This is a genomic window from Shewanella atlantica, assembly GCF_003966265.1.
Classification (GTDB): Bacteria; Pseudomonadota; Gammaproteobacteria; order Enterobacterales; family Shewanellaceae; genus Shewanella; species Shewanella atlantica.
Map to the genome: position 1 here is coordinate 264,011 of NZ_RXNV01000003.1, position 26,763 is coordinate 290,773.

Consider the following 26,763-nt stretch of genomic DNA (forward strand, 5'->3'; position numbering starts at 1 on the left):
ATTACTCATTTTCGTGTCCTCGATAAAAGAGTAACTCCCCTTCTACATTTCCTATGGATATGGCTTCTAAAAGGGCAAAACTATGCTTACTAAATAGCTGTGCATGACTGGACTCACTAACAAACACCCCTACCCCATCGAGTTCGGGTTGCTCATCACACCAACTCAATACGGCTTCAACAAGCTGGCTTCCTAAGCCCTTATTCTGCTCGGTTGGTGATACGGCAATAAATTGTAAAATGCCACAACGTGGACTAGGCAGGTGCTCCAACAAACAGGCCTCTTTGTTTATTAAAGCCTGAGTCGATTGCCAGCCCGTACTGATTAACATCTTTAAGCGCCAATGCCAGTATCTCGCCTCCCCTAAAGGAACTTGTTGTGTGACGATGCAAGCAACACCGACCATACGATCATCATCAAACAATCCGATTAAGGCCTGCTCCTGTTGCCATAATTCGTTCAGTTCCTCACGAATCGCCCCTCTAAGCTTCTGTTCGTACATCGCGAGATCGCCCCCATACAGGGCGTCGAAAAAAAATGGATCATCATGGTAGGCGTTATAGAGTATAGAAGCTGCAACTCGCAGATCTTCAGCAGTAAGATAAACGGCTCGAAACTGTTCTAATTGTTGGTCTTCAGCATTTGTCATCAATGTTAACCTTTGATCTAGATCAATTATCTAACAATGTAGCAAGCAAGCTTAATAGTGTAAATCTCAATCATGTATCGCTTTAAAAATAGTCAGTTTTTGGCGTTTGTTCCATACTGATACTAGCATTATATTTTTATCGACTTAATTGATAGCAAGGAGCTATAGATGGATACAACGCCGCAAGACCTTAGCCACCTGTTCGAACAACTTGGTTTGGAAAATAGTGAAGAGAGTATCGCTACGTTTATTAGTAGTCATATCATTCCTGATAAGGTACTAATTTTTCAAGCTGACATTTGGAATGAGTCGCAAAAAAGTTTCTTAAAAGAGTCTATAGAGGAAGACGCCCAATGGTCAGAACTCATCGACCATTTAGACGCCCAGTTAAGAAAGTGACAGGCCCTAAATATTACCGTAAGCCTTTTCCCCCCAACCTACGAGCGCACCATTGCTGATCACCACAGGAGTACACTCATCTTTTGTGGTTTTTCCATCGCCATTCATATGTTGGGTACGATAAAAGAGTACATGTACTTTTTTATCTTCCTGGATATAGGCTTCATTGAAATCGGCCTGCCCCATCAATACCTGAACTTGATCCCGGCTCATGCCCAGGCTCAATCTGGCTAAATTAGCTCTATTCTTAGTTTGGGATTTCTCCCAGCTCGCTTGGTTATCCCAGCCCGATTCACTGTCGCCAACATTGAGTACACAGCCTGTTAGGCCTAAGCTTGCAACCCCAATAAATACTAAACCCATTAAATTTGTTTTCACTATGTCTTCCTGTTTCATTATTATGATAAGAAGAGGTAAAGCAAATCACAGGCCAAAACTGTATCCACCTGTTTTAATTTGCTTTTTATTTATTCGAAAACTTTTATGTTAGTAATATCGACTAACCGATGAGAAAATTTACTATTTATGAGCAATATAGAACACGTATTAGCCGCAGCAAAATCGATAGCATCCTCTGGTAAGGTTCCCAGCCTTGCGCTGATCAAGGCTAAACTGGGTAACAGTGTCCCGATGCCGACCCTCATACAAGGCTTACAGCAGTTTAAATCCATGTCACAGGATTTAATCGATCAACTACCTGAGATACAGGTGTCGTCAGAAAAAGCCAAACCAAAAGATGCACAAGCTGAAATCGCAGAGCTAAAACAGGAGCTCACACAGCTAAAAGCCGCATATAAGGCGATGGATGACCGATTGACACTTTTGGAAGAAAACAAAGATAAGGCAGAAAAGTAATGCATGTTGTTGAGCTAAGATTTGAATGTTTTGACAACACTACGATTAGTGCTGCCGAAAAAGCGATCAATGGGTTACTTGAAGCATACAGAGCAAACGGTCAAGTATTGGGGCGGGAATTTGCCGTTGCATTCAATGAAGGCGAATTTAGAGCCAGACTCCTTATGCCGGAAAAGAGCAGTTTATCAAAACGATTCAATAGCCCATGGGTCGAGCAGGCTCTGAGCGAGTTAACAGAAGCTAAACTACTAGCCCCAAGAGAAAAATATATCGGGCAAGATATCAATTCAGAGGTAAGCAGTACCGAAACACCAAGCTGGCAACTGCTGTATACCAGTTATGTACATATGTGTTCTCCCGTTCGCAATGGTGACACGCTACAACCGATCCCCTTGTATCAACTTCCTGCGACATTTAACGGTGATCACAAGCGCATTATTCGTTGGCAAACTGAATGGCAAGCCTGCGACGAATTACAGATGGCTGCGGCCACAAAAGCGGAATTTGCGGCACTGGAGGAGCTGACGTCTCCAAAAAGCGATCTGTTTCGTCGCGGTTGGGATTTAAGAGGCAGGATTGAATACCTGACAAAAATTCCGACTTACTACTATCTCTATCGTGTTGGTGGCGATGATCTGGATTCAGAGAAGGCTCGTCCCTGTCCACGTTGCGGAAATAAAGAGTGGTTGCTCGAAGAACCACTTCTGGATATGTTTCATTTCCGTTGTGACGACTGCAGGATTGTTTCAAATATCTCCTGGGATCATCTTTAAAAGAAGGGACTAGATTCTAGGAGCTAGGTCCTAGAATTTAGGGCCTAATTACCTTTTAAATTTTGCCACATCAACTTGATACGCTGCCAAATCCCCGGATGATCGAGCTCAGGCATAGACTCCTCAATATGTAACTCGGGAGGCGCGACTCTCGGTGTTAAAGCAGCGATAAATTCATTCAAACTGTCGCTTAGTTTTTCACAGGGCTGATCGCCGGGTATCTCAATCCATACACTGCCATCACTATTGTCGACCGTTAGCATCTTATCGCCATCTCCCAACACTCCAATAAACCAGGTCGGCGCTTGTTTCAGCTTACGCTTCATCATCAGATGACCAATCATATTCTGCTGCAGATACTCAAAATCAGTGTCGTTCCAGACTTGTAATAACTCCCCATAGCCCCACTCGGAGTTAAATAACAGAGGCGCCGAAAAATAATCGCCAAAAAAAGCATTAATTTCAGTTCGTAAAGTGATCTCCAGAGCCCTGTCGACATTGTGAAAAGAGCCACTCTCTTGCCTTTTTACCGGCCTCCACATTACCGTATCGTCGAGATTAGAGCTGGCATCGAACTCCCCCTCGATACAGACAGAATCTTCACCTTGGGGGTAATACCGGGGGGATTCACCTAGCTGTTCTATGTAAGCTTGGTGATATATTTTAAAAAAATTATCTAATGCAGGTAAAGAAGACACTTAGCAGAAGTCCAAAATTTAAGTATAATGTAGGGCTATTTTGACATGGAAAACCTATTGATGACACAAGTTCATGATCCTTATACTGGTGCAGAAGCTCTCTCTGAACTAACGCTTGGTAAAGCGACAGGCTATCAGGCTGAGTACGACGCATCTCTGCTACAAGGGGTCCCCCGTAAACTTAACCGCGACGCTATTGGCCTAAATGAAACGCTCCCTTTTCATGGAACCGATATCTGGACGGGTTACGAATTGTCGTGGCTCAATGCAAAAGGCAAACCTATGGTTGCCATAGCCGAGTTTTATCTAAGCTTTGACAGTCAGAACTTGATCGAATCTAAATCATTCAAGCTTTACCTTAACACCTTTAACCAAACTAAATTTGACAGCGTAGAGCAGGTTCAATCCACTCTGGCTGATGATTTAAGTCAATGTGCACAGGGTGAGGTTTTAGTCAAAGTACTCGAGCCAAAACAGTTTTCTACTCAGCGTGTCGTTGAACTACCAGGAACCTGTATCGATGATCTTGATATTGAAGTCAACGATTACAGTTTTAACCCAGATTATTTACAGGACAGCACAGATGATAAGGCTGTGGTTGCAGAGACGCTCAGCTCAAACCTGCTAAAATCTAACTGTTTAATCACTTCTCAGCCAGACTGGGGAAGTGTGATGATCCGGTATCAGGGCCCTAAGATAGATCGCGAAAAACTGCTACGTTATCTCATTTCTTTCCGTCAACATAATGAGTTCCACGAGCAGTGTATTGAACGAATTTTTGTCGATCTGAAACGCTTCTGTAACTGTGCAAAGTTAACGGTATATGCCCGTTATACCCGCCGCGGTGGTTTAGACATCAATCCCTATCGCAGTGACTTTGAGAATCCACCAGAGAGTCATAGATTGGCCAGACAATAGCTTGTCACAATCTTCAAAGCCCGATAGATATGTCGGGCTTTTTAATGAAATCTATCTTCCTGAAAGTTGATAAACCCTGACACTGAGCAATCCATAAAACCTTGATAAAATAAAGCGAGCATCAGACATACTGACGAAATAAATAACCTTAACCGGACGACTTCAAATTCGCATTTTCCATCGCGGTTAAGATTGTTTCCCTTAACCATTTATGAGCCGGATTTTGGGTTAATTTGGTTTTCCACACCATATAGATTTCTACAGGCAGCGCCTCAATCGGTGACGCTAATACCTGATACCCCAGAACTTCTGCATACTCCTGGGCATACCTTTTAGTGGACAAGCCTATCGCCTGACTCTTAGATATGGTTGCCAATAAGCCTAATAGCGATGATTGTTCGCTGTGCATCTGGCGCTTAGGCAGTACCTCAGTAGTGAAAAGATCCGCAATGGTTAAGTTTGCCCTGCGTAATCTCATAAATACATGCTTCTCATCGAAATATTGATCCCGGGTGATCCGGCCTTGTATTCTAGGGTGGTTATTTGCAGCCACACACACCAGAATGTCTTCCATTATCTTCAGTCTTGAAAGCGAAGCTTGCTGCGGAAAGTTCACATCAATAACCATATCGACCTGTTCCATCTGCAAAGCAGTTTCCAGTTCACTATCTAGGCTCGGTGGTTCACAAAAAATAATATCAATACCTATACCTTCAACCAGCTTCTCCAGTGGCGTTTGTAGGGCACGGATGACCACATCGTTAGCGTATACCCTAAACTGACGTGTCGTTCTCAGTGGATCAAACGACGCCATACCGAGAATAACCTTCTCAATCGATAACAGAGGACTGTCGAGCTGCTCATACAGGTGTTTCGCCGTCGCAGTGGGCTCTATTCCCCGTCCAACCCGCAGGAATAGCTCTTCACCTACAACGGCTTTAAGACGTGCTATAGCATTGCTCACCGAAGACTGGGTTAGATCCAACTCTTCAGCCGCAAGCGTAAAGGAACCTCTTCTACATACCACAAGAAAAACCCGTAATAAATTGAGATCAAAATGCTTATTTTGTGGCATGAATAACTCGCTTATACATTCACAATGTAAATATTAATCATAAGACTAGCCCTCTATTTCGATAAGTTCAACCAGAGCCTCCTTTGCGAAGTCAAACATAAAATTTACAAAAACCATCATCTGCTCACGCCTCTACTTATTCATAATATAAATATTACACAGCCATTTAGCGCACATTATAAATGAATGTAACCGCCGTATACTGAGTTCAATTAATCAGCTCCATCAGCGACTCAATGGTTACCTGATGTGATTTAAAAGTATTTTCGATTTCAATTTAACCAATATTTAAAGGTAAATATTATGAAAAAATCACTTATTGCCATATCCATCATGACCTGTTTTTCGTTTAACGCATTCGCAGCGCAACACGAACATGATCACATCAGCGTAAGCTATGAAGGTAAAGATGCAACCCAGCACACGACCAGTGTCAACAAAGCTACGGCTAAGACACTGAACTTCAATGATACCGCCGCATTTGAACAGTCTTCAAAAAACCTGATAGCCGAGCTTGATGAAAAAACAGCAGCCATCATGCGCTCAGAGTTCGAATACCTCACAGATAAAGCACCGGATTCGATCAACCCATCTTTACATCGTCAGGCACAACTCAACATGGTTGCAAATGGCCTATATAAGGTCCGTGACGGAATCTATCAGGTGCGCGGTACCGATCTGTCAAATTTGACCTTGATCCGCAGCGATAACGGCTGGATAGCCTACGATGTATTGCTGACAAAGGAAGCGGCGAAGTTGTCACTTGAATTTGCCATGAAAAACCTGCCTAAAGACGGTGACCTCCCCGTTGTGGCGATGATCTATTCACACAGTCATGCCGATCATTTCGGCGGCGCCCGTGGCGTGCAGGAGCTCTATCCCGATGTCAAAGTGTATGGCTCAGACAACATCACAAAAGAGATTGTCGATGAAAACGTATTAGCAGGCAACGCCATGAGCCGACGAGCCGCCTATCAATATGGCGCGACACTGGGTAGACATGATCACGGCATTGTCGATGCAGCGCTCGGGAAGGGAATATCAAAAGGCGAGATCACTTACGTTAAACCTGACTACACGCTCAATGGCGACGGAAAATGGGAAACACTGACCATTGATGGCCTGGAGATGATCTTTATGGATGCCTCCGGCACCGAAGCAGCATCTGAGATGATCACCTACATTCCTTCGATGAAGGCGCTATGGACAGCAGAGCTCACTTATCAGGGCATGCACAACGTCTATACCCTACGCGGGGCTAAAGTCCGTGACTCCCAGAAATGGTCAAAAGATATCAATGAGATGATCAACGCCTTCGGCGGTGAAGTACAGACTCTGTTTGCCTCTCACTCGGCACCGATTTGGGGAAATAAAGAGATCAATGATTTCCTCAGGCTGCAACGTGACAACTATGGTTTCGTACATAATCAAACCCTTCGACTGGCCAATCAGGGAGTGACGATTCAAGACATTGGTGATGCGATCCAAGAGGTTATCCCTGAATCAATCTTCAAGGCCTGGCATACCAATGGCTACCACGGCACATACAGCCATAACGCTAAAGCTGTGTACAACATGTACCTGGGCTATTTTGACATGAACCCGGCTAACCTCAACCCGCTGCCGACTCAGCCTGAAGCAATGAAATTTGTCGAGTATATGGGTGGTGCCGAAACCGTCATGACTAAAGCCCAGGTCGATTTTGCTCAGGGGGAATATCGTTTCGTTGCCACAGCACTCAATAAGGTAGTGATGGCCGATCCGGGTAATCACAGTGCCCGTCAACTGCTTGCCGATACCTATGAGCAGTTAGGGTATCAAGCCGAGGGAGCGGGTTGGAGAAACATCTATCTGACTGGCGCTCAAGAGCTAAGAGCCGGCATTCAACCGGGCACACCTAAAACAGCTTCAGCCGATGTTATCAGCGAGATGGATCTGCCGACCCTGTTCGACTTTTTGGCCGTGAAAGTCGATAGCCTGAAAGCTGCCGAACTAGGGCTAATAACCATGAACATAGTCACTCCGGACAATAGTAAAATACTCTATGTCGAGATGAGTAACGGCAACCTGAGCAATATCGAGGTGAGTAAAGCCAAGCAAGCGGATGCCACGCTAACGGTGAATCAAGCCGATATCACTCACATACTATTAGGAAAAGCGAAGATAAAGGAACTCATAGATCAAGGTAAGGCGACGATGTCAGGTGACAGTGAGGCGTTCAACAAAATAGCGTCAACCTTAGTCGAGTTTGATAGCGAATTTGAAATAGTCCCTCTGAGCACTCACTAACTGAAAACCTCTTTCAATTAAGTGTCATCTCCTCCAATATAGCCTCTGACAGATAACAAGGATGTTCAGGGGCTTTATCATATCTTCCACATAGTGAACCGATCCGAGTGAGTTGATATTCTCAAAACCAATCCTGAACGCCTCTCAACAAGAATCTGTCTTGCAGAAATTCTGCTCTTTAAAGCGCAAATCTTCATTACTCTTTTCTCGTTTATTGCAATCAGCACACGCTGATGATGCTCACAACGGAAATATCTGTTACGCCGACAGATACCAGTTCAACAAAAACCAAACAATTAACCGGACTCTACTTTAGTACAAGTCAATAAAGTACTACTTTAGGAGTACCTCCTTGTAAGTACAAGCTATTGATCTTAATCACAATTATCCACTATAGATCTGAAAAAATCTCCAGACTTGTTTCAGATCAAGAAAACCATAGTGCAACAAGGCGTATAACACTCCTGAGATGATGACGAAACAATAATGAAACAAAAGGACTGTAAAATGAAAGTTCGTGCACTTACCCTAGCAATTTTAGCTGGTTTAGCTTCTTCCGCTGTCGCAGCAGACACTGTCGACCCACTAAAGAAAGCATTTATTGATGATTCTGAAGTAAAAGTTCAATTCCGTTTACGTTTCGAACAGGCTGATGTCGATACCGTAGATAAGCAAGACCAAACAACCATCCGTACTCGTTTAAATTACAAGACAGGCGATATCTATAACTTCTTCGCGCTAGCAGAAGTTGATGACGTTCGCTCAACCGATAATGAGCCGCTCATTGCCGATTATGAGTACACGCAAATTAACCAGGCCTTCATTGGTTATAAGGCACCTGCAGAGACACTATTGAAATATGGTCGTCAACGTATCCTGCTGGACAACCAACGCTTCGTTGGTGGTGTAGGCTTCCGTCAAAATGAACAGACCTACGATGCTTTCTCGGTAAAAAATACTGCGATTGAAAATTTAACGGCTTACTACTCATATGTGAATAATGTAAACCGTATCTTCCCTGAAGGTTCAGGAAAAGAGTCGCACACAAACGAAACAAGCCTACTCAACCTGAATTATAAAGCGGGTGATATTGCCAATATCACAGGTTACGCATATCTGATTGATAACAGCAATGTTGCCGCCTTCTCTACCGATACCTATGGTGTTCGTGCAGCAGGTAAGCTAAAGCTGGACGCAATTAAGCTTAGCTATGAGGCTGAATATGCTCAGCAATCTGAAGGTGGCGATAACCCTGTTAGCTACAGCGCTTCTTACTACAAATTAGGTGCAGGTATCGGTTTCGATGCATTCGGCGCTAAAGTTGGTTACGAAGTACTGGGATCTGATGACGGTACAGCCGGATTTATTACTCCGCTGGCAACCTTACACGCCTTCAACGGTTGGACCGATAAGTTCCTGTTCGGCGGCAAGGGTAACTGGGAGAATGGTATCGTAGATACCCATGTTATCTTAACTGCAAAACTTGCAGGACTTAAGTTACTGGCAAAATACCACAAGTTCGAATCTGACTACAGCGACATCGACATGGGTAAGGAATGGGGCGTTGCAGCAACATACCCATTCGCTAAGCACTACAGTGTAGGTGTTAAATATGCCAGCTTCAGTGGCGCCGATGCAGGTTATGGTTTCTCAAACGATACCGATAAACTATGGTTAACGCTTCAAGCTAAGTACTAATCAAACGTACCAGGCAAAAAGTGCACTAGAGGGTCGACTCTGTTTTGAAAATAAAATCAGAGATACTGTTTAATTAGGGCATACATTAAACAAAAGACTCTCTTCTCGCTCCCTTTTGAGCAGGTCTAAAGCGATTAATAGCTTAACTACCTGCTCTTTTTTCCCCTTCCATTTACTCGGCTAACGGATCACTGATAACCGAGACAGCAAACTACCCAGATCCATTTTATGTGCCTCTATGCCAAAGTTGGCTCCAGAGCCAATACTAACGGCGAAACGATACTCTGAATTTAACCGCCCTAAAAAAAGTGACCACTCATCACTTGCATATTTACTGACAGCATCTTGCTTCGGCTCTGTAAGAGAAGTTTCTTTATGGAAGTTAAGCTCCAGATCACTCAGCAAACTTAATGTTTCAATAGGCGTGTTATCTTCATATAAAACTAACTCATGGCTCGTTACTTGGGTAAACCCAAAACTAAATGACTTAAGCGACAGGGCTAAACCTAGGCCTTTTGCCTTGATATATGACTCTTTCAGTGCCCAAAGATCGAAAAATCGGTCTCGTTGCTCATGTTCATCTAAGGCCAATAACGACTCGGACTCACCTTGAGTAAAGTAATGATTCAAAATCGGATAGATATTGGTACTTGTCCGATAGCGCTCAATATCAACACCAAGCTCGATATCCTCCGAAACAGCAGCTGAATCTTTGCTCACCGCAATGACTAACCAATCACCGCTATGGCTGATGTTAAATTCCAGCCCTGTCATCTCCCTCTGCTCAGCAACGAGACACGGCTTGCCCTTCTCGCCGTATTGAAAACGCCATTCGTTCGGAGCTATAACCTTGTCAGCCATTGAGTCATCATGTTTATACCCTGAGCAGATAGACAAGATACCACGCAGATATCCCCTCACCATCAAGCCTTTATCCCGTGCGTTAAGCTGAATATAGCGCGATACCTTTACCGACTCATCTTCACTCAGCCAAGATTGAATGAGTTGAGCCTGCGCAAAGTTCATCGAGGTGAGCTCCAAAGGACAAAAGTAGAGCTTAACTGTCGGCAAGGAATGAGGTTGTAATAATTTAGGGGCCAAACGAACTCCAAAGGGGATTGCTAAAAGTTGCTTGCTAAACGTGAGTCGATATTAACAGTTCATCGCGCTTTCGTTAAGTCGCCTTATAATCTTTCAGGCAAGCATAAAACTGTGAACTCAAACATAAACCAAAGTTAAATACAACCAACTAATCTCGACCAGATCATACAACTCAACTTTTCAACATGAAAGAATAGAGCCATAGAATAAGAATCTAATTGAGGTTTGTGATGCAGATTAAAGGACAGTTTATTCGTTGCGTTCTCCCGGTGATTTTAGTTGGTTTGCTGGGTGTGACACTCTTCTCGACTCAAGAGTCGAGTCAACAGATCAATCAACTCAACGAAGTAAAAGTGAGATCCTCCCATGCATTACTCGTTAAAAACCTGAGTAATTGGTATTTCTTAAATACTCAGCTTGCGACCTCCCTGGCTCAAAACGCCCCCGACGTCAGTAGGCTAAAGCAAAGCCCAGATGACACAGTAGCTCTCTCGGCAAATTTAACCCGGTTTGCAACTAACTATCATCTTAGAAACGCCGCACTACTCGACCATAACGGAATTGCGATAGCGGCCAGTAATCCTGAAAGAGTAGGTTCAGACTACAGCAAGATGAATTACTTCAATGAAATTAAGCAAGGCGCCGAACTTTATGTTGCCCCGCCCAGGCTGAGCCGTATTGACGGTAAACCCTTACTCACTATTTCTGCAAGAACCAGGTTTGATGACGTCTTGTTTATCAGCTTACCTTTGGGGGAATTTTACAATCGCTACATCAATATCACCGAGCAGGATAAAGATAATTTAAGCTTCATTTTAAACAGCGACTGCACACCACTGGCCCACCCCAATTCAGAATTAGTGCGTGATAAAAGCCAACAATACTACTCCCTTTGTAAGCAGAGCGGATTTATCGACTGGCAGGAGGGTGTTCAGCCCTACACGGGTTGGATAGAGAAAGAGGCAAACACCGGATGGATTGTCATATCGGGTAGTAAGCAGTCTCCAATAATAATGGCAAAAGAACGAATGATATACTCAAACTTAGCCATAGCCTTGTTGACTGCAATCGTCGTTTTAAGCGTGTTAATACTACTGATTAACCATATTTCCGCAAAGATCCACCTTTTAGTAGCGGCTATCGATGATCTTGCAAAAGGAGATATTGAACTCCAATCAATTGCTAAGACGCCATGGGTAAAGCTACTGAATAGAGAGGATGAGTTAGGCCAAATAGCCAATGCGCTACAGCGTCTGATTAAGGTGCAAAAAAATCATATTTCTCACGCTGGAGATATCGCTAACGGCAATTTAACCGGAAACATAGTGCCCTGCAGTAGTGTCGATAAACTGGGTCTTTCATTGAAAAAAATGCAAAGTGATCTTAACCAAATTATTGCAAACGTGATTAATAAAGCCGGTGTGATCGATAACAGTTCTGTGCAGTTAGCTCAGCATGGAAACTTGGTCGCAGACGGAACCAGTATTCAAGCAAGGTCAATCGAATCAACGAGTGCGGCAATGAATCAGATCGAAAGTCAGATCACCTTAAATTCCGATTCAGTCTCGAGTCTGCATTCGCATTCTCAACAAGCCTTAAGTGAAGCAAAGCTTGGGTTGGTGTCCATGGAAAAATTAACTCAATCCATGCAAGAGATCGCTCACTCAGGAGCCAGAATTGAGCAGATCATGGCTGACATTACTCAGATAGCGTCACAGACCAACCTTATCTCTCTCAATGCCGCTATAGAAGCGGCGAGAGCCGGCGAGCACGGACGGGGGTTTTCGGTAGTCGCCGAGGAGGTACGTAATCTGGCACTACGTTCGAGTGAGGCGGCGGAGCGCAGTTCAATATTAATCAAGGAGATCATAAGTAAAATTAGCACAGGCGAGCACGACTCACTCAAGAGCGCGGCGACATTCAATCGGATCGTCAATCAGATGAATGAAACCGCCCAGCAGATGTCACTCGTCGCCCAAGGCACTGAAGAACACACGGCAGCGGCTATCGAGCTCAATCAAGGATTACATAACATTGACAGTGTTATTCACTCGACCGCTCAAACGGCGGTAGAGACGGTTAACCAGTGTCATCAACTGATGGAGTCGAGTTCATCACTCCAGGAAGCGTGTGCTCACTTCAAGCTGAGCGCCTAACCGGAGTAATGAAAGCCACAAGAATAGAAAGTTGAACTAAACTAAATAGTATACATTTTGGAGTAGCTTTCATTTCTGTATGAGAGTTATACACATGGAGTTTTATAGCAAATAAAGGTTTAAAAAAGCTATAAAATCAAGGTGACGTAATGAGTTCGCTTTCACAGTTACAGGTAGATCTTCGTCAGATGATTATTGCGATTGAGACAGCTGTTTCTCAAGTCGGGATGAACGATACAAACCACGGTAAACGCGTCGGCTATATCGCCAGCCAGATCGGGCATCAAGTCGGTTTCAGTGACGGTGAGATCCAGTATGCATTTGAACTGGGGTTACTCCACGATTGCGGCGTTTCCACCGAGCAGATGCATACAAACCTGGTCAACTATTTTGACTGGAGTAACGCCGATATTCACTGCAAAATTGGCTATCGTTTATTAAAAGATTTTGAGCCATTGTCAAAATTTGCCACGCCGATTTTGTATCATCACACACCTTGGGAGGAGCTAAAGCAGATAGATCTGACTCAACAAGATGCACGCATGGCCAACCTCATCTTCCTTGCGGATCGCATCGATATCATGGCTGCCACACATTATGAATCCGATATCTTGCTTGCCAGAAAAGAGATAGTAAATACCATCGTTAATTATTCCGGCAGCTATTTTGCTCCTAAACTGATCGATGCTTTCACAGAGCTGGAAGCATCTGAAGCCTTCTGGATTGCATTGGAAAACCGTCACATCACCCGTTATACATGGGACATGGGCCAGTTAAAAACCAGCCAGTTATTAAGCATCGCTCAGCTTAAACAGCTCTCCTTGATCTTGGCTTATATCGTCGATCAGAAGAGCTCTTTTACCGCACAGCACTCTATGAGGGTGGCTCAGCTAGCCCGTTACCTTGCATCAATCTATGGTTTATCTGCTGAACAGTGCGAAAAAATAGAAGTTGCAGGCTTACTGCATGATCTCGGTAAACTGCACACACCTGACAGCATTTTAGAAAAACCAGGCCCACTCAATGAGATTGAGCTCTCAATCATGAAGCAGCACAGCTACGAAACCTTTGAAATTCTTCGTCATATAGATGGACTCGATGAAATTGCTCACTGGGCGGCCTTCCACCATGAGGGACTCAACGGTGTCGGCTACCCGTTTCACCCCAACAAAAAAGAGTTGAGCGTAGAGGCCAGGATCATTGCCGTTGCCGATATTTTTCAGGCCTTAGTACAAGACCGGCCCTACAGGGATGGCATGAAATTAGATGAGGTACGCAAAATTTTAGAAAACTTTACCAATAACGGTAAGCTGGACGCCGATGTCGTCAATCTGGCAATCGGCCACGAAGAGAGGTGCTTCAGCATAGCCATTGGCGATAGCATTCGCGGAGCTAACCCGTAGCTTCCCTGTACGCATGGCTTGTAACGGCCCTACGTACTAAGCAAATAGCCTCGGGCTCTTAAATAAGGGTTAGTAGGTCAAAAGGAGTGGAGAGCTGCCGGCCTTCCATATTTCCTAGGTTGCGCTCTCTTCTCACTTTTCAAAGACAGGGTTATGCTTCATCTGGCTTGTATGGTACTTTTTTATCTATTATCAGATTAAAGTTGGCGTGACTGTAAGCCTAATGAAAGAACCCAATTTGACTCCCAATGAAAACAACACCATGCCTTGCCTGATGGAGGCCTGGCTTCAACATCAGAGTCCATTGTCATTTTGGTTAAAAAGCCAAACCCGCGACGACTCCCTGGCCCAAGATATATTACATGACGTCTTTATTCGTGCCATGGACCAAAAACAAGCATTCTGCGACATTCGAAATACCAAGGCATGGTTATTCAGAGTCGCTGGAAACCTGCTTGTTGATCATGCCAGGAAACAGCAAGTGTTACCTATGGTTGAAGATGTGGAACTCAAGGAGTCAGAGTCCTACCTCACCGATAAGTATGTCATCGATAAAGATGTTGTCGATAAATTAGCCAACTGTTTACCCAGAGTGTTAAATGAACTCCCGCCACAGGACTGTGAAATCATCGAAGCGTGCGATATTCACGGTATGCCTCAGGGAGAGTACGCCACTCGCCATGGGCTCACCCTCAGTGCGACTAAGTCACGTCTGCTTAGGGCCCGTTTAAAACTTAAACAACAACTGAGCAACTCCTGCCAAGTCAAACTGGATGAAAATCAAAACGTTTGCTGCTACACACCACGAAAATAAAAATATTTTATTTTTTTATGCATCCTTTGCAACTTAGTTTCGTCTTATAGGTAAATCAAATTCAGGCTCAATGAATTTCAATTTAACTATTAGCCTGAACAGTAACGCGACTAATACCAATCGGTAAAAAGCTGTAATGGGGTAATCAATGTTCCAAATTTTCACTGAATTTGCCAACTGGCTGGTCTTCGATCTGCTCGGCTTACAAGCCGAGACGAAGCTGGGCGATGCGGCACATTTCTTTGTAGAAGATACCAGCAAGATATTTGTGCTGTTGATAGTGATGATCTACGTCATTGGGGTCATTCGGGCCTCGTTAGATGTCGAGCGTGTTCGTGATTATCTGGCCGGTAAAAATCGCTTTGTCGGCTATATGCTTGGCTCCATGTTTGGTGTTATCACCCCTTTCTGCTCCTGCTCGAGTATTCCTGTTTTTTTAGGCTTCACCTCTGCGGGGATCCCACTTGGGATCACTATGGCATTTCTGATCACCTCTCCCTTAATCAATGAAGTTGCGGTATTGCTCTTAATGAGCCTACTGGGGTGGAAGTTTACCCTGCTATATATCGCTGTAGGCATGTCTGTAGGCATGTTAGGTGGTCTGTTTCTCGATGCTATAAAGGCAGAACGTTGGTTACAGTCTTTTGCCGCCGACGCCTTAAAGCGTGGGCAGAATCAACAGGCGAAAGGTATTGAAGCTCATCAGGACACGACTCAAAAACTGACGCTGAAAGAGCGACATAAGTTTGCAAAACAGGAGACGGTTCAAATTTTCATGCGGGTATGGAAGTGGGTATTTATCGGCGTCGGGCTTGGCGCAGCACTTCATGGCTTTGTTCCTGCTGGCTGGATAGAGTCCCATTTAGGTCAGGGACAGTGGTGGTCGGTGCCGGCAGCCGTACTGCTCGGGATCCCGTTATACTCTAACGCCACAGGCGTCATACCTGTAATGGAAAGCCTTATCATTAATGGTTTGCCCATTGGTACCACGTTGGCATTTTGTATGAGTACAGTTGCAGCCAGCTTTCCTGAATTCATCTTGCTGAAACAGGTTATGCAATGGCGTCTGTTAGCGACCCTGTTTTTTGTTCTGTTGACTGCCTTTACCCTTGTTGGTTGGGTGTTCAATGCTTTCTCTCCACACTTATTAGGATAGTATTTTGAAAAATATCAAAGTTTTAGGTTCAGGTTGTACCAACTGCAAAACAACGGCTCAGATTATTAAAGAGATAGCCGAGGCAAACGGTGTAGAAATCAATCTTGAGAAGGTTGAGGATCTATCACAAATCATGGCGTACGGGGTGATGTCGACACCCGCGGTGATCATAGATGAGCAGTTGATACACAAGGGCAGTGTTCCGACCCGAGAACTCGTCGAGTCCTGGTTCGCAGTACCAAATCAATGAAGTTTTAACTAGTTCCTCATTCCGTAAAGTGAGGGACGAACTTTACGGAATCTAAGGCTTGTTAGTAAAGCTGGATCCCGGATATCTCGCTCCTCGATTCCGGGATGACAGCCAGCCACCTAACTTCCCTCATTTTGAGATCTGCAAACCCCCTCCCTTAAATGAAAATTGATGACAGCTCTAACTTTTTTGCTGCCGATGCTGAGATTATTGAAGGTGTGTCATACACTCAATAAAACCATTGATATCGAGAGCCATAAGTATGCAAACCGCAGATGAATTCATTCAGGCACTGGCGTTAGAGCAACATGTCGAGGGGGGCTACTATCGCTCCTCTTTTACTTCTCAAAGCCGTTTCGACGACAAAAGAGCGTTATGGAGCAGCATCTACTTCCTGCTACGAACCGGAGAAGTTTCGCACTTTCACCGCTTAACTGCCGACGAGATGTGGTACTTCCATGCGGGGGAGTCATTAACCATCTATATGATCTCCGAGGATGGAGAGTTAACGACGGCGCAGCTGGGACTGGATCTTGCCGCTGGTGAGCGGCCACAATTTCTGGTACCGAAAGGATGTATATTTGGTTCTGCAATGAATCAATCCGGCTTCTCGCTTGTAGGCTGCATGGTTTCTCCCGGATTTACCTTCGATGACTTTGAGCTTTTCAGTCAGGAAAGTTTATTGGCCGAATATCCACAGCATGAAGAGGTTATTCGTCGCTTAAGCCGCCCACAAGACTAACATCGTGGCTAACTCATTGGAAAATGGCCAGTCAACTGGCCACTATTCTGATGACTCTTTTGATCAGGCTCCCGACAACCACCAGCGGTAGCAGAACAAACCGGAACTTTCCTCCAAAAATTTAAAATAATCCAGATAAAACCTCTATTTGTGACCAAGTTCCCAAACAATAAATATCATTAAGCGCAGGATGACACACTCTAATAACAAATATTTATCGGGGTTAAACAATGTCATATAAGATACAAGATCTGATTTATCAAGGTGAAAAAGGCGGAGTGCGTAATTGGAGCACCATAGGCGGAGCCAGCTTCTATTGGCATCCGGACTGGTTGCATATCGCAGAAGAAGCTACCGGTGTTACTCCAACAGCTAATATCGAATGCACTAAAGAGAAAGCCACCGAGAGTGAAGCGGCTGAAACCATCGTCAAACACCTGAACGATAAAGAGTGATCCCTGCTAAATCCACACCTTTTTAGCAGCTAGTTTAACGTCTTTGAAATGAGTCGGGGGTCGGTTCAATCAAAGACGTTTATCCTCACGCCTCTAACCAAGCTCTACTCGTTCCCTCCTTAAAAACTCCACTTCAGCTGTACAAAGCCAAGTGTTGCCGCCGTTTGACCAAACAGACTATCGCTACTGCCGTCGAATCGTTGCAGTACCATCAACAACTGCCAATCATCGGCCAGAGAATAACTGCCGTTTGCCCCGATAAAATAGGATCCGTCCCGATAATAGCTGGTCGTCAAGGTTAAGCGACTGAGGGATGAGATATCAAAACCCACATCGAAATAGTAGGTCCAATCGGTAAAGCTCAAGGTTCTGGCCGTCAGCGGCAGATTAAGATAAAGCAGAGCGCTATCTGATTCTGTCGGATTTGATATATGCAGGACAGAGCCTCTGATCAACCAGTTCCGTTTGCCGGTAAAACTGTAATCGGCCTCTAGTGTCGAAACACTTGTCGCTTCAAGTTCATCAGGAGAGGGGGCAGAGAGAGAGGATAGTGTAACCGGTGTGGGCTGTGCCCTGCCAAAGCGTTCTGATGACAGTCTGTTTACACCATTTCCAACTTCAGGCAATCTTGGCCAATAGTCAAAGACAGGGTCAAAATAGGTAAACTCCCCTCGAAAGCCCGCACCGGATATATCTCCGGCAAAGCCCGCCCCTATAATGCGATCGAAGCCAGACTTACCCAGCAAGACCTGCATATCCCAGCCATCAGAATTAAACAGATATCTCGCCGCATAGCTATTTAGGTCACTGTCCTGATTGGGGTTATATACAAGGTTGAGTGAGCTTGCAAAACCCAGCTTTCGACTAACCAGTACCGCATCTGCACCGGCACGTTCCTCATAATCGAAGTCGTATATAGAGTAGGCATTAAAAATATCATTGGGATTCCACAAGGTTGTCATGGCCCAGTTGATGCGAAACCGTCCCATTCTCAGCTGCCAGTCATCCGCTGGCGACCAATTAACATATGCGCGATCAAACTGGCTGTTGCCGACCCAGCCATCTCTATCCATCCAGGTCGATGACATGTCCCAATACCCAGAGTCAAACTCGATCAAATCTCCATAACCCGGCGTTTTCGAAGTATCCCCATAGAAAATTCTATTTCTCATGGCTATGTTGATTCTTAAGGAACTGTCGAATCGGTATTCGAAATTAAACCTTTGGTGTAACAGGTGATCGCTGAGATCCGAGCTGGTATCAGGAAAGGTACCTGTGCCCATATATTTCACATAACCATCGAGGTCCCATTTCGAGTCAGGCTCGAGGCCGGGAATGGGAGCGGCTCGGCTCTGCGTTGTTGCCTGTGCCCCGAAAAAGATGGCAGCGAGAGATAAACAACAAACCCAGACAGGCTTCATTGAGCCCTGTCCTCAGTTAACTGGCCATCTTCAAATACAATAACCCTTCTGGCACGCTTTATCACTCTGGGATCATGAGTCGAGAAGATAAAGGTTGTCCCCTCCTTCTCGTTGAGCTGCTGCATAATGTCGAGCAGTTCCGCCGTGCTTTTAGCATCCAGGTTAGCCGTTGGTTCATCGGCCATCACGAATCTCGGACTCGGCGCCAATGCCCGGGCGACGGCCACCCTCTGCTGTTGGCCGCCGGAGAGTTTCGATGGTATTTTATGTAACTGCTCTCCAAGACCGACCTGATCCAACAAGGTTATAGCCCGCTCTCTGCACTCCTTCTCACTATGCCCCTGCAGTTGCATTACAAACTCGACGTTTTCAAGGGCTGTTAATACCGGCAACAAGCTGTAGTCCTGAAAGATAAAGCCGATGTTGTCACGCCGAAAGGCAATAAGCGCTTTATCTTTAAGTGCGCAAATATCGATACCGTCAATTATCACGGTACCGGCGCTGGGGATATCTATACCACCAATCATATTAAGCAGCGTGGTTTTCCCCGAACCTGACGGTCCCATCACGGCCACAAACTCCCCCTGTTCAATACTCAAGTCGAGTTGCTTAACCGCATGAACTGGAAAATCCGTATCCTGATTATAAGTTTTACGAAGCTGAGTCGTTTGAATACTCATACCCGCTCTCTCCCTTCTTCTAAACCGCTACCGCAATGATAAATTAATTTTAGTCTGTGTTATCAATGCTTCTCTGCCATGGCATCGACCGGGCGTTGTTTCAAAATTTGCCTCGCCGGATACAGGGCTGCCAACACACAGACCAGCACTACAGTGATAAAGATATAACGATACTCGCTGGCAGCGACTTGCGGGTATAGTGTTGTATCGACACCAAACGCACCCAATCCTTCCGCCATATTACCCAGGGGAATACCGGTAATTTGAAGCAGCTCTATTAAGCCTAAACTGGACATAAGCCCCAGTGTCGCCCCTGTAACACCAAGTAGGCTGGTCTCAAATATGATCAATGCAAACACCTTATGCTTCTGCATACCCACCGCCATTAAGACGCCAAACTCTCTGGTTCTCTCAAACACAGACATCAACATGATGTTGACCACACCAAACCCCATGGCCAGTACAAATATGCCCAGTAAGATGGCATTACTGGGTCCCATCTGAGCAATGATTGATGCCAACATAGGCTGTATCTGCTGCCAGTCTCTGACGCTGTTTTCACTGGATGTGATTAGCCGGATTTTGTCCCTGACCGAGATAGCCAAGGCATTTGACATTTTATTCTTGTCATCGAGTAGCACCGCGATCTCATGACTGCCATCAATACCAGCCATAGCCATCAGGTCGGTCCGCCTCACATAAATATTGCCATCGTCGAAATTACTGGAGGGAGTACTGAAAAATCCTGACACTCTAAAGGCTGCACCTGTGACATCTTTTTCCGCATTACTGAAGGTTATGACAACCTTAGAGCCTAACTTTAAACGCAAGCGTTGTGCGGTCTTTAATGACACCACGACAGGATGGCGCCCTTCTGCTGGTAACCAACTGCCCTCTTTAACGCTTGAAGCTATCGGTGTCACCCTGGCCTCTGCGTCGATATCGACACCATTGACCCGCACACCGCGGGATGACCGCGCCGAGGCCACCATACCATCGACAATAAATCGCTCAGACCAGGCGATCACCTCGCTTATTTTATCCAGCTCGGCCGTGATCAGCTCAGGCTCGACAATGGCCAGAGTAGTTTCAGGATTATCGACAAAGTCCTGATGATGAACCTGCACATGACTGGTCTGCCAGGAGATGGCGTTATCGATCATGTTGCCGTACATGCCATTCATAAAACCTATCATGGTCACGACACCAATTAAGCCAAAGGCCATCGCAGACAACATGATCGCGGTGCGCAACTTATTACGCCACAGGTTACGCCAAGCCAGTTTAATTAACATGGGCACCTCCCTTCAGCGCAGTGACCAGGTCGAGCCGGTAGATACGCCACAGAGGATAGAGTAAGCACAGCAACATTAGCCCGAGCACAATGAGTATCTGATCGATAAACAGCCAAGGCGATAACAACATGGGGAGGATAGGCTCCCAGCCCAGTTCCAACATCATCTCTGCCGTTTCGCCGGTTAACTCAATAGGATGATAATGGAACCACACCACCAGAGGAGTACCGAGCGCCAGCCCTATTGTAACCCCAAGTAACGAGATAAAACTCGATTCGAGCACCACCAAACCAAGTAATTTAGCCCTTACCAATCCGGTGGCCATCATCACACCAAACTCTCGATAACGCTCAAGTGTCATCATTAAAATAGTCGCAAAGAGTCCAAAGCCCACCACGCCATAAAGGAGGTACATCATAAAAATGCCCCCCGCCTTATCCATGGCGATCTGCTGCGCCATCTCGGGAGCCAGATCTTCCCAGTCACGAACATTGACCTTGTTCTTTAGCTTTTGAGATGAATAAGCGCGCTTCAGATCGGCCAACGTCTGTTCGAGCCGGGTAAGCTCCCGAGTATCGATAACCCAGGCAGAAACCTGCTCGCCGGTACTAAACAGGGTTTGTGACAGTGGTAACGGCATGTAGATAAGCAGATTATCAAGCTGAGGCAGAGGGAAATGTACTATTCCCTTAATCTTGTAGAGTCCCGCTGCGGTCTGGCCCCGATAGCCCTGCCCATACAGCACCAGCTCATCACCCACAGCCAAAGACAGATACTCGGCAAGTCCCTGACCGATGAGCACCGCACTGTCATCGGCCTTGATAAACTCACCCTCAACCACTTTATCGGAGATACTTGAGTATTCATCTTCAAGGGCAGGCATAACGCCCAGTACCATGACCCCTTTTGACTTGTCGCCGGCAGCCGCTAAAGCAAAAGACTCCAGTCTGGGTAATATTCGCTCCACATCATCCATTTCGCGGGCAGGGGCAATAAACTCATCGGTTGCCGGGAGGAGATCTTCAATGCTCTGGCTCTCCTCAAACTCAACATGCTGTAGCTGAATCAATCCGGTTGAAAACTTAGCGCTGTTCTCGATGTTATTGGCATAACTCCCCTCCTGCATACTGCGCATAAACAGAGAAAGCACCAAAGCCAGCGCCAGCGCCATAGCCGTTAAAATAGTACGCCGCTTCTGCCGCCACAAATTTCGCCAAGCCAGCTTGATCAACATAAGATTTCCTTAAAAGGAACTAGCTCCTAGAACCTAGGTACTAAGACCGCATTAGACTAATCCCTTAACGCCTTCATCTGCTGCTGCGAGAAAAAGTCATCGCCAATATCGAAGTTAAACTGAGCTTCATGGGTGATTAATTCGGTTCTTTGATCGGGTTTATCAGCTGGAACCATCGTCATACGGGTCGCAATATTACGACCGCCCAGCTCCTTAACATCATAGGTTTCCATGGTATTAACCAGCTCATCAAACTCATCGATAAATTCAACTTTGCGCTGTAGGTAAGTTTGTTTCGATATCCATAATCTCACCTTACTCCAGACCACAGGAGCATCGGGTTTCGCGATGGCGTCAATAACCCAGGTGTTGTCGTTATCGAACAGTTCCTCTTTGACCAATTTATGCTCATAATCCACCACGATAGAGGACTGGTTGATCAGGTCGTCATTGGTAAAATCTGAGCCCATCCATGATTGGCTCAACATAGAAGGCGCAATTTTAATGACCCGTTCAATACTCGGGATCCAGCTCCACATCTCCTTTTGACGCTTCAAAGATGCACTACCTTTATCTTTCGCCGGTGCAGTCACCAGAACCAGTGACAACTCCTGACCTTTGGTCCAGCTTTTCATGCTCATGGTGCGGGTCCAGTCCGGGCGAATGATCTTCATTGTCGCTACCGAATAGCTCGAATCACCACGCATCTGTTCATCTGACCTATCTACGATATCTGACGCAGTTTCAGCATCCACATAACCAGAAACAAAAACAGTTAATAACATCCCTGATAATAGGCTTTTAATCATGACCCATAGACGCATATTGAAACTCTCCAGTTATCTGTTCCAGCCCCAAAAATCAGAGCAAGTAAACCTAACCCTATCCAACTATAACCCATTGAGCACAAAACGAAACACTGATTGGAGTTGGGAAAGTAAAATTAACGACTTTATGATTTAGAGTCGAATTTAAAAATATTATTTCCCGTCAAATAAATGAATAATCTAAGGTTACGACTCCTTCAGATTATCTTATGGCTAATTCAAAGCAGTGAATGCTGTACTTAGGCTAAAATCAGGCAAGAAGGATGTCTTGTTACCAGGACTCAGCCCTAGTCACTCCTCACAAAAATTAACCTTTAGATCACATCAGACCACTTAAATATGAAATCTTTTTACAAGATATGGGCGACTCGGCCTCAATCTTGATTTGTGAAATAGGTTATTGTTTTTACTTATTTCGTCAAAAAAGCAATCCACTGACACTTGTCAATTCCCTGTCGACTGGGCGTTTTTATGCGCCAATTTTCTGCCTCACGTTGTAATTTTTTTGTTTGCCAACGAATTTTTTACTCGGTATGGTTCGCTTAAATCAAGGTGCGAAACACTTTGATACATTGATTGGCAGCAACATTTCACTTCGTAAAGTGCCAATGATATGCAGGCATCAAGCCTCATATTCATTACCTGCTCTACGATAAAGGCAAACCCGGGGTAACCCGGCGACGCAAAACCAGTGCCCAAGCAGAAATGCGGGGGTCGAACGGTTACCGAAAAGAGTAGGAGTGTTCAGGGTCCAGGCCCTATTCGTTCGTTCCGCTCAACTGTCTGCCATTATTTTCGAGCTATTGAGGCCTTTTTAGCCTCTGAACGTACGGAGATCTATTATGGATCATTCATATATTCCAACACGCTTTCCTCTGAGCAAGTTGAGTCTGTTAGTCTTGCTTGCCTGTTCGGCAACGGTGACGTCCCAGGCAAGTGCCGAAGCACAACTCACCCCCAACCAGATCAACGGTACAATAAAATTTACTAACACCAATCCGCAAATTGTTAATGAACTCTCTAGCACTGGCGCAGCCAAGGGGATCTCCTACAGCTATATTCGCGCCGACAGTGTTGACCACACCCCAATTTTGAATAACACCGCTAATATTACCGGTAACAAGGGGATGAACCACGATTTCCAGCTGACTGTCGAATCTTCTGAGAGCGGTATTCAATATTCGGTTAAGCCTGATCTGCGAATGGATAATTACGGCGAACGTTACCTTATGTCGCCTACCCTATCCACGGCCGTAAGGCCTGAGCCTGCGGCCGATGCTTCGGTCGCCATAGAGCAGTGTGCCTCACTGTTGGATATTCAATTTAAGAACAGTCAGGGTGATGCTGTTGCAGTCAACGGCGGCTACACACTGGCCTATCAGGAAACCACTCCGGGTTCGAACCGTTTTGAGCTCAAGGCCCAGGATTTCGCATTGCCTAACGGCACCAGTCAGGAGTATTTGACAGTTCAAAGCCATGATGGTGTCACCAAAGTAAACGTCATGTATGACTTTGGCCTCGATCCTTTCAGCGATACCGTGCGTAACATGTGCGAAGTTAAGGTAACCGCTGCCTGCGATACTGTAGTGCCGGTCGAATGTGTCATCGATGGCGGGACTCAGGAACTGGGTGCCATCGAAGGAGACATCGATGTTGTAGGTGAAGAGGTGCTTGATACTAGTTACCTGTCACGTATCTACGCCAGCAATGGTCCATACCTTAACTACCGCATCGACCATGTTGGTGGTGCGGGCCACTATACCCTGGAAAATTTAGTTCCAAGTGACGTGGTATCACCGGCGGCTGGCTATTTTGTTTATGGTGAAATGGCACTGCGCAAGGGATACCAGACTGAATATCTGCGTACTCCCTTCCTCAATAGCCGAAATGGCAGAGTGATGGTCAGCGGCGGAGAAACCGTCGATCTGGCAGACACATTCGTACTCAAGCCGGGTTATGTAAATGGCCAAATCACACTCGCGGGACCTGAAGGCAATGGTACAAACAACGGCCTTGCGGATCTGTATCGAGACGCCGACAGAGATACTAATGCCGATGGCATTCCCGATTATATCTACCTGTCAAACTCCCATGTGATGGCTTCCGGTAGCTACATCAAAAGTGAAGGCGCGACCTATGATGCAACAGGTGGTCTGGCACGCGCCGGATTTAGCGGGCAGTTTAATGCCGAAAGCGGTGAGTTCAATGGTGATTATGAGTTGATACTGGGCGGGTTAGCGGGCGAACCCTCTAAATGGAATGTCGGCGACTTTAAGCTAAGCTTTCTCGATACTGCAACGGCGAGCACTGAGGGCAGTTATCAAAACTCACAACTGCGGATCCGTGACCTTGTTATCCCGTTGCAAGACGTTATACCCGGCCAGCGTCAGACTGTCGACAGAGCATACTGCTTTAATGATATCCAACTGGCGTACAAGTCCACTTCAGGCGTTTTCTACCGACCAAATCTGAGAGCTGTCGGCCGCTTCCAGGGTACCGATTTTCAGGAAGAGCAAGCCAATTATCAGGTCAATGTCGACAGTGCTTACGGTACCCCGCTTTATGCGTCTACCGCAGCAGCAAATGGCCTGGTAGTGATGACCTTGCCTCAAGGGTTATATGACATTACTCCGCAAGTCAGGGCATTGAACCCAAGCGGCGGCGAAACCTTAGCCGAACTGCCTCCGGTCACCCTGGATGTTGGTTGTGGTCAAGTGGTAAAGGCTTCGACCGAGATTCAGGTCAGTGTCGGTGAGCTACCGCAAGAGACAACAGGTGAGACTTTAGTGATCACGGCTAACGTGAACACCGAAACCCCTATCGCCAAAGTTGACTATGTCAAAAATGGCGAAGACCCTGTTGTTGTCTGTACACAAGACTGCGCCGAAGATGGTGTAGTCAGCGTTGAAGTTCCGCTGGACGAAGGTGACAATAACATAACAGTGACGGCCACTAACGAAGCCGGTACTGAGGCTTCTGTTTCAGCCGATGTGACTTATACGCCGGAACAACCAAGTGAGCCGGAACTACCCAGCTATGACGAGCTGAAGTTTGTCCGTTGCAACAACGTTGGGGCACAGATTTCGGTACTCGAAAGTGGAGCTGAAGTCGACTTCGACATCTTGGCCGAAGGCGGTCTTGGCGAGTTAAGTTACAACTGTGATGCCGAAGCAGGCAGTGAGTTTGTCTTGGGTAGCACCCCTGTCAGCTGCTCGGTCAGCGACACCGATGGCAACAGCGCTCAATGTGATTTTAAGGTTGAGGTTACCGACACCTGTGAGTCAGATGATAGCTTGCCAGCACTGGGTCATGTCGTGGCGACCGATACACTATGGTCACCTAACCACAAAATGACCGATATCGGCTTCGAACTGAAGGTCAACAGCTGTGACCGTCAATTGAAATCAAGCCTGGCGACGACCGTGTGGAGTGATGAGCAGGAGGTTTCACAACCCGGTTCCGGAGACGGAAATTTCGCCCCGGATGCCAAGTTCAATGGCGATGCATTACGCCTGCGTCAGGAGCGCAGTGGTAATCAAGATGGCCGTGTCTACCTGATGATATCTAAGGGGTTGGACAATGATGAGCAGGACGTTTATACCTGTAGCACAGCTGTAGTACCGCACGATAAGAGCAAGAGTGCCAGAGCAGATATTCAGGCTCAGGCCGAATACGCCCTCGACTATTGTCAGGCCTACGGCGCAGCACCAACGGAATACTTTCAGCATGGTGTCAGCGAGGAGATTGGTCCTAAGCAGTAGCGATTAAGCTATTAATCAGCACATAATAAAACGCCTGCATGTCAGGCGTTTTTTTTGTTTTACCGTTAGCCGTCCCAGGGACTGAACTCCGCATATAAAAAGGCAGAAAGCCTT

24 protein-coding genes and 1 riboswitch are annotated in these 26,763 nt (G+C 45.8%); of the genes, 14 read left to right on the plus strand and 10 right to left on the minus strand.

The window, feature by feature from the left end; all coding sequences use genetic code 11:
* Window position 1 precedes the first annotated feature (1 nt).
* Complete coding sequence (locus EKG39_RS09860; protein WP_126505576.1) at window positions 2-649, minus strand: GNAT family N-acetyltransferase; 648 nt, start codon at window positions 647-649, stop codon at window positions 2-4.
* A gap of 168 nt (window positions 650-817) precedes the next feature.
* Between EKG39_RS09860 and EKG39_RS09865 the strand changes: the two genes are divergently transcribed.
* Entirely contained in the window at window positions 818-1,048 is a 231-nt protein-coding gene (locus EKG39_RS09865; protein WP_126505577.1) for a DUF2789 domain-containing protein, read from the plus strand.
* 6 nt (window positions 1,049-1,054) lie between these two features.
* On the opposite strand, the gene EKG39_RS09870 is transcribed toward EKG39_RS09865, so the two are convergent.
* Entirely contained in the window at window positions 1,055-1,411 is a 357-nt protein-coding gene (locus tag EKG39_RS09870; protein ID WP_185817577.1) for a DUF3192 domain-containing protein, read from the minus strand.
* 162 nt (window positions 1,412-1,573) lie between these two features.
* Between EKG39_RS09870 and EKG39_RS09875 the strand changes: the two genes are divergently transcribed.
* A complete protein-coding gene (locus tag EKG39_RS09875; protein WP_126505579.1) occupies window positions 1,574-1,903 on the plus strand; it encodes a hypothetical protein in 330 nt (109 codons plus the stop codon).
* Window positions 1,903-2,676 (plus strand): Zn-ribbon-containing protein, encoded by a 774-nt coding sequence (locus EKG39_RS09880; protein ID WP_126505580.1) that lies wholly within the window; start codon window positions 1,903-1,905, stop codon window positions 2,674-2,676. The genes EKG39_RS09875 and EKG39_RS09880 overlap by 1 nt, the downstream gene beginning before the upstream one ends.
* Window positions 2,677-2,720: 44 nt before the next feature.
* Here EKG39_RS09880 and syd read toward each other — a convergent pair whose 3' ends face one another.
* Window positions 2,721-3,374 carry a SecY-interacting protein gene (gene syd, locus EKG39_RS09885; protein WP_126505581.1) on the minus strand — a complete coding sequence of 218 codons (654 nt, stop codon included), beginning with the start codon at window positions 3,372-3,374 and terminating at the stop codon, window positions 2,721-2,723.
* Window positions 3,375-3,434: 60 nt separating this feature from the next.
* On the opposite strand from syd, the gene queF reads away from it, so the two are divergent.
* The gene (gene queF, locus EKG39_RS09890; RefSeq protein ID WP_185817563.1) at window positions 3,435-4,292 is read left to right on the plus strand and encodes an NADPH-dependent 7-cyano-7-deazaguanine reductase QueF; all 858 of its coding nucleotides are present in this window, start codon (window positions 3,435-3,437) and stop codon (window positions 4,290-4,292) included.
* A gap of 148 nt (window positions 4,293-4,440) precedes the next feature.
* On the opposite strand, the gene EKG39_RS09895 is transcribed toward queF, so the two are convergent.
* The gene (locus EKG39_RS09895) at window positions 4,441-5,367 is read right to left on the minus strand and encodes a LysR family transcriptional regulator (RefSeq protein ID WP_126505583.1); all 927 of its coding nucleotides are present in this window, start codon (window positions 5,365-5,367) and stop codon (window positions 4,441-4,443) included.
* Window positions 5,368-5,670: 303 nt separating this feature from the next.
* On the opposite strand from EKG39_RS09895, the gene EKG39_RS09900 reads away from it, so the two are divergent.
* Window positions 5,671-7,656 (plus strand): alkyl/aryl-sulfatase, encoded by a 1,986-nt coding sequence (locus tag EKG39_RS09900; protein WP_126505584.1) that lies wholly within the window; start codon window positions 5,671-5,673, stop codon window positions 7,654-7,656.
* A 507-nt stretch (window positions 7,657-8,163) separates the two neighbouring features.
* Window positions 8,164-9,354 carry an alginate export family protein gene (locus EKG39_RS09905; RefSeq protein WP_126505585.1) on the plus strand — a complete coding sequence of 397 codons (1,191 nt, stop codon included), beginning with the start codon at window positions 8,164-8,166 and terminating at the stop codon, window positions 9,352-9,354.
* Between the two features lie 180 nt (window positions 9,355-9,534).
* Here the strand turns inward: EKG39_RS09905 and EKG39_RS09910 are convergent, their stop codons facing one another.
* Window positions 9,535-10,380, minus strand: a complete 846-nt coding sequence (locus EKG39_RS09910; RefSeq protein WP_281276240.1) for a 4'-phosphopantetheinyl transferase family protein — start codon at window positions 10,378-10,380, stop codon at window positions 9,535-9,537.
* Window positions 10,381-10,685: 305 nt separating this feature from the next.
* Here EKG39_RS09910 and EKG39_RS09915 point away from each other — a divergent pair, with 305 nt between their 5' ends.
* The 7 genes from EKG39_RS09915 (at window position 10,686) to EKG39_RS09945 (ending at window position 17,431) form a co-directional block, all read left to right on the plus strand.
* Entirely contained in the window at window positions 10,686-12,611 is a 1,926-nt protein-coding gene (locus tag EKG39_RS09915) for a methyl-accepting chemotaxis protein (protein ID WP_126505587.1), read from the plus strand.
* 149 nt (window positions 12,612-12,760) lie between these two features.
* Window positions 12,761-14,014 (plus strand): HD-GYP domain-containing protein, encoded by a 1,254-nt coding sequence (locus EKG39_RS09920; protein ID WP_126505588.1) that lies wholly within the window; start codon window positions 12,761-12,763, stop codon window positions 14,012-14,014.
* Window positions 14,015-14,237: 223 nt separating this feature from the next.
* Window positions 14,238-14,828, plus strand: coding sequence for a sigma-70 family RNA polymerase sigma factor (locus tag EKG39_RS09925; RefSeq protein ID WP_012143523.1), 591 nt, complete (start codon window positions 14,238-14,240; stop codon window positions 14,826-14,828).
* A gap of 148 nt (window positions 14,829-14,976) precedes the next feature.
* Complete coding sequence (locus tag EKG39_RS09930) at window positions 14,977-15,984, plus strand: permease (protein WP_126505589.1); 1,008 nt, start codon at window positions 14,977-14,979, stop codon at window positions 15,982-15,984.
* A 4-nt stretch (window positions 15,985-15,988) separates the two neighbouring features.
* Window positions 15,989-16,234, plus strand: coding sequence for a thioredoxin family protein (locus EKG39_RS09935; protein ID WP_126505590.1), 246 nt, complete (start codon window positions 15,989-15,991; stop codon window positions 16,232-16,234).
* A 262-nt stretch (window positions 16,235-16,496) separates the two neighbouring features.
* Complete coding sequence (locus EKG39_RS09940) at window positions 16,497-16,976, plus strand: cupin domain-containing protein (protein ID WP_126505591.1); 480 nt, start codon at window positions 16,497-16,499, stop codon at window positions 16,974-16,976.
* A 230-nt stretch (window positions 16,977-17,206) separates the two neighbouring features.
* On the plus strand, window positions 17,207-17,431 hold the full coding sequence (locus tag EKG39_RS09945) for a hypothetical protein (protein ID WP_126505592.1): 225 nt from the start codon (window positions 17,207-17,209) through the stop codon (window positions 17,429-17,431).
* A 119-nt stretch (window positions 17,432-17,550) separates the two neighbouring features.
* Here the strand turns inward: EKG39_RS09945 and EKG39_RS09950 are convergent, their stop codons facing one another.
* From EKG39_RS09950 to EKG39_RS09970, 5 genes are all read right to left on the minus strand, one after another.
* On the minus strand, window positions 17,551-18,852 hold the full coding sequence (locus tag EKG39_RS09950; protein WP_126505593.1) for a hypothetical protein: 1,302 nt from the start codon (window positions 18,850-18,852) through the stop codon (window positions 17,551-17,553).
* Complete coding sequence (locus EKG39_RS09955; RefSeq protein WP_126505594.1) at window positions 18,849-19,532, minus strand: ABC transporter ATP-binding protein; 684 nt, start codon at window positions 19,530-19,532, stop codon at window positions 18,849-18,851. Before EKG39_RS09955 ends, EKG39_RS09950 begins: the two co-directional genes overlap by 4 nt.
* 62 nt (window positions 19,533-19,594) lie before the next feature.
* Window positions 19,595-20,827, minus strand: coding sequence for an ABC transporter permease (locus EKG39_RS09960; protein ID WP_126505595.1), 1,233 nt, complete (start codon window positions 20,825-20,827; stop codon window positions 19,595-19,597).
* Entirely contained in the window at window positions 20,817-22,061 is a 1,245-nt protein-coding gene (locus EKG39_RS09965) for an ABC transporter permease (RefSeq protein ID WP_126505596.1), read from the minus strand. The genes EKG39_RS09960 and EKG39_RS09965 overlap by 11 nt, the downstream gene beginning before the upstream one ends.
* A gap of 56 nt (window positions 22,062-22,117) precedes the next feature.
* A complete protein-coding gene (locus EKG39_RS09970) occupies window positions 22,118-22,885 on the minus strand; it encodes an outer membrane lipoprotein-sorting protein (protein ID WP_221767372.1) in 768 nt (255 codons plus the stop codon).
* 650 nt (window positions 22,886-23,535) lie between these two features.
* Window positions 23,536-23,618, plus strand: a riboswitch (cyclic di-GMP riboswitch).
* Window positions 23,619-23,730: 112 nt separating this feature from the next.
* Here EKG39_RS09970 and EKG39_RS23510 point away from each other — a divergent pair.
* Window positions 23,731-26,649 carry a hypothetical protein gene (locus tag EKG39_RS23510; protein WP_221767373.1) on the plus strand — a complete coding sequence of 973 codons (2,919 nt, stop codon included), beginning with the start codon at window positions 23,731-23,733 and terminating at the stop codon, window positions 26,647-26,649.
* Window positions 26,650-26,763: the final 114 nt, after the last annotated feature.